4 protein-coding genes are annotated in these 4,183 nt (G+C 33.9%); 2 read left to right on the plus strand and 2 right to left on the minus strand.

Features of this window, described 5'->3' with window-relative positions; all coding sequences use genetic code 11:
* Positions 1 to 151 precede the first annotated feature (151 nt).
* Positions 152 to 898: an alpha/beta hydrolase gene (locus GXX20_11125; GenBank protein HHW32200.1), complete on the plus strand. Its 747-nt coding sequence runs from the start codon at positions 152 to 154 to the stop codon at positions 896 to 898.
* 700 nt (positions 899 to 1,598) lie between these two features.
* Positions 1,599 to 2,033, plus strand: a complete 435-nt coding sequence (locus tag GXX20_11130) for a CPBP family intramembrane metalloprotease (protein HHW32201.1) — start codon at positions 1,599 to 1,601, stop codon at positions 2,031 to 2,033.
* A gap of 342 nt (positions 2,034 to 2,375) precedes the next feature.
* Here GXX20_11130 and GXX20_11135 read toward each other — a convergent pair whose 3' ends face one another.
* Both GXX20_11135 and GXX20_11140 read right to left on the minus strand, forming a co-directional pair.
* The gene (locus GXX20_11135; GenBank protein ID HHW32202.1) at positions 2,376 to 2,699 is read right to left on the minus strand and encodes a divalent-cation tolerance protein CutA; all 324 of its coding nucleotides are present in this window, start codon (positions 2,697 to 2,699) and stop codon (positions 2,376 to 2,378) included.
* A gap of 430 nt (positions 2,700 to 3,129) precedes the next feature.
* Complete coding sequence (locus tag GXX20_11140; GenBank protein ID HHW32203.1) at positions 3,130 to 4,125, minus strand: transposase; 996 nt, start codon at positions 4,123 to 4,125, stop codon at positions 3,130 to 3,132.
* Positions 4,126 to 4,183: the final 58 nt, after the last annotated feature.

Below are 4,183 nucleotides of genomic sequence, written 5' to 3' on the forward strand. Positions count from 1 at the left end.
GACATTTAATTTTTGGTATAATAGTCACAGGCCTCGGCCTCCTTTTTGGAGTAATAGAGTTTTGTGGTGAAACTATTATACCCCAAGGAGTCCGGGGCTTTCAATTTTCATTTAACTTAACAGAACGCTATACGTAAAAAGGAGGTAAAATATGATACCATATAATGAATACGGGAAAAGAGAAAAACCAACAATTCTGCTTCTGCATGGTGCAGCTGTACTTGATACCTTTTATGGCCAGTACAGTTTTTCTGAACACTACCATTTAGTTGTTCCGCATTTGCATGGAGCGGGAAAGTCTGCAGACAGGGTATATGACCCCGAAGCTCTGAAGCATGAAATTTTCGAAGTGATTGATAGTCTGAATAAGGATAAAATAGGAGTAATCGGCTACTCACTTGGCGCACAGCTTGCAATTATGCTTGTATGTGAACGGCCAGAACAGTTCAGCTTTGCAGTTTTTTTAAGTGCATGGGTTAATCCGAAACCTAAAATTGTTAGAATGTATTGCAGTCTTGCCGGAATAATAGTAAAAATCCTTCATTGTAAATGGTTTGTTCGGCTCCAGGCGAAATATTGGAACTTCACTAAAGAACAGGCCGACTATATGGCAGAATATTCACAGCTTATTACACCTCAGGTTTATAAATCTTTTTTTATGAATACCTTAGATTTACAAAAACTGCCAAAATATATGACGCTTAATGTACCCATGTTGGCTATCTGTGGAAGCAAAGAGGTTAAAGATATGAAGATATCACTACATATGCTTGGCAGAAATCCTCATTGTCAGACAATAATGTTACCTAAAGCCAATCATAATTATCCAATGCGGAATACAAAGCAACTCAATAAGATACTTGAAAAATTTATCCTAGAATGGTCAGGAATGTTTTGAAAGAGCCAGAAAAGAAAGCCTGCAGGCAGAACATTAATTTGCAGGAACTGAGCAAACTCGCTTAGCTCCGGGATTCAGTGGGGGTCTTGAAATCCACCACTGAACAAGGTTGTTATTATAAGAGGTTGACCTGGTTTTTATGAGAGTGGAGATGAGCTACCCATCGAAACTATACAATAAAAAAGTATAGTTTTCAGTGTATTTTTAGTAATATAGGATGTACTGAAAAATGCCAGACTGAATAATGAGCCGTCCCTTATCCTACTGTGTATGAAATTTGCTCCCTTTCGGTAGACAATTCTTAAGTCTTAAGGTAAATTTAATGTTTATTTCAGCTGAATGACAAGTTCGACTGCTATGATAGCCATGAGCCTGAAATTTTAATCTCAGGGCTTTCATTAATTATAGCTCATGGTGTATAAGACGCAATGATTGTATTATGGATATCAATATTATAACGTAAATATTTGATGGGCTATTTTAAAACATATTGAATAAATGAATGTCAAGTATAAATAAAGGGGAGAGGAATAGTGGCTGTTACTTATTTACTCATTAATTCAGCTATACAAGTTATCTTGTTTACAATAATACCTTTAATATGGTGGCTAGTTTTTTGGAGAAAAAAAGAACCATTTTTAAGATGGCTGGGTTTTAAAAAATAAAAATAGAAAATAAGATCAGATTCTTTATTATTTTCATGGTGACAATTATTAGCTTATCCTTACAAATTTTAGTTATCCCTTATATTGTAAACATAAAAATTTTAGCCTCTTACCAATTTTATAAATTGGGAGCAAAGGCATTAGTTCCTGCTTTTATATATGCATTTATACAAACAAGTCTTTCTGAAGAAATATTTTTCAGAGGTTTCTTAACAAAAAGATTAATTAATAAATACGGTTTTCAAGCAGGAAATGCTTTTCAGAGTTTATTGTTTGGGTTAATTCATGGCTTAATGTTAAAATCGAGCCTATTAGGAGCTTTAGTTATCATTATGTCAACAGGTATTGCTGCATGGTTGATGGGTTGGATAAATGAGAGAGAAGCAAATGGTTCTATTCTTCTGAGCTGGTTATTATATGGTTATCTAAATTATGCTTCTTCGATTTTTATGATGTTTAATTTGTATTGATTGTAAACACATTTATTTCTGCCCGCAATTGAACACTAGAAAAACAGATATAACTCATATAGGAATATTGGCTTGAACTTAGAGTTACGTATATCTACTTGCAGCATATGAAAGATAGATTATTCTAAGCACAGATAGTGTTTTATCATTATTATTCTGAACATTGTGAATTTTCTTTACAAAGCAAATTCAAGCTTTAATGGCTAATGCTGAATTAGCCATTATTGAAGATGCTGCTCATTATATATAGTTGACATACGCTGGTGAAATGTGAAAAAGCTGCGCAATTTTTTAAATTTCCTCTATAGAATCCTTGCAATAACAAAGCTTATCAGTCTCTAATCAATCGTTTAGTGTTTGTTTATCTATCCATGCCAAATATGCAGCGCTTCCCTTTTCCACATCTACAAACAAGATTTCCGGCGTATCATATGGATGGATTTCCAAGAGTTTCTTCTCCAGTTCAGGATATAATTCTTTTCTGGTTTTGAACAACACTAAATCCTCATCTTCATGGTAAAGTTCGCCTTTCCATGTATAATGACTTTTAATCTTAATTTCCTGAATGCATGCCGCCAGTTTACAACTTATTATTTCATCTATTACAGGCTTTGCCTGCTGCTCATTTGCAAATGTTGTTAAAACTATTCCATATTTGCCCATCATTATACCTCCTGATATTTATTATAATGCATCACAAAAATGCCGGCCTGTTGAATTTAGCAGCAGCTTTGTATAGATAAATATTAATACAAAAATATAAAAAATAAAATACAGTTGCCAATGACATATTTAAGCTACTTAAAGAATATTGCTTGTTAAGCTGAAGCAGCTTACAATCCAGCAAAGCAAGCAGATTATTTATATTAGAAGTATACATAGAAACTTGATGTTTTTTAGAAGATGATAGACAAGGCGGATCATTCTTAATATGGAAATTATTAACCTTTTTACCATGGTATTTATTGCAATTTATTGTAATGATAGGCTAAAATCCTGAGTTTTGCAGTAAAAAGAGCAAAAAAGAGCCCATGACCTTGCTAAAATAGCAGGTTACGGGCTTTTTGTTTTCAGGTAAAAGTTGTAGTGTATTAACTCACTTTTTGGCCTTTGCAATAATTTTTTTGATTTCTCCCCTTGAACGATATTTCTTGCTTAAATCAATTTCGAAAATCTTCCCAAGACTCTGGATTATGTCGTCAATGTAATGGAAATTGTAAAAGTTTTCACCAATCGAACTACAAGTATAGTTACGAATAGAATCAATTATTTCAAAAGCAGAAAATTTGGGAGTTTGATTCGAGGTTTTTGAAAGAGTAACCTGGTTCATTCTCAATTCAAGGATTCGAATCAAAAGTAATGCAACAAAGCAGCTCAGGAAATGAGCTTCAATGTGAGCTTCCAGTGATACATAAATCGGACGTGTCCTAAGCTCAGACTTAGATATTTTAAAAGTTTCTTCGATTTTCCATAGGTTATGATAAATTTCAATAATTTCACAGTCGCTTCTGTCTAATTCGCTGGTGATGATAGCATAGTAACCGTCATATTGCTCTTCTTCACGGATTTTATCCTCATCCAGATAAAGCTTAGTGCTTGTTTTAACAATCTCGCCATCTTCATTTATTTGAATGCCTTTAATATAAGACGCTGCACTATATGATATAGAACGAGTAAGAGCAGAAGGAGTTTTCAGATACCTCTGAGCCTTAGCAATGGTACGGTACCTTTCGTAGCGAGCCTTGTCCGCATAATCTTGACTGAAGAAAACAATTTGTTTCTGGTCAATACGTACTTTTTGTTTTTTCCCATTACAGTCAGTAAAGGTAATCTCTCTGGGATAAATACGGGATTTACATTTATACTCAGCATTAACCCGATATCCGCTCTGATCCAGTACATACTGTTTGAATTCCTGATCTGCACCCCTTATGGATTGGCTATAGATGTATCCGTTACCTGAGGCTATTTGATAAGCAATATTATCGCCACAGTTGAGACCCTTATCAGCTACAACTACAATCCATAGAGTAAAATTACTGTAGGGATAAATTGGAATATAGTTCCAAATAAATAGAAAAGAAGATGAAATCCTGTTAAAATATAGTTCTCAACAAAAAATAACAGAAAAGGAGATCATCTTCTATGTA

The organism is Clostridiaceae bacterium, from assembly GCA_012840395.1.
Classification (GTDB): Bacteria; Bacillota; Clostridia; order Acetivibrionales; family DULL01; genus DULL01.

Bases quoted from the DNA above. Each gene is read 5' to 3' on its own strand.
- GXX20_11125 (HHW32200.1), top strand. From the start codon at position 152: ATGATACCATATAATGAATACGGGAAAAGAGAAAAACCAACAATTCTG.
- GXX20_11130 (HHW32201.1), top strand. From the start codon at position 1,599: ATGGTGACAATTATTAGCTTATCCTTACAAATTTTAGTTATCCCTTAT.
- GXX20_11135 (HHW32202.1), bottom strand. From the start codon at position 2,699: ATGATGGGCAAATATGGAATAGTTTTAACAACATTTGCAAATGAGCAG.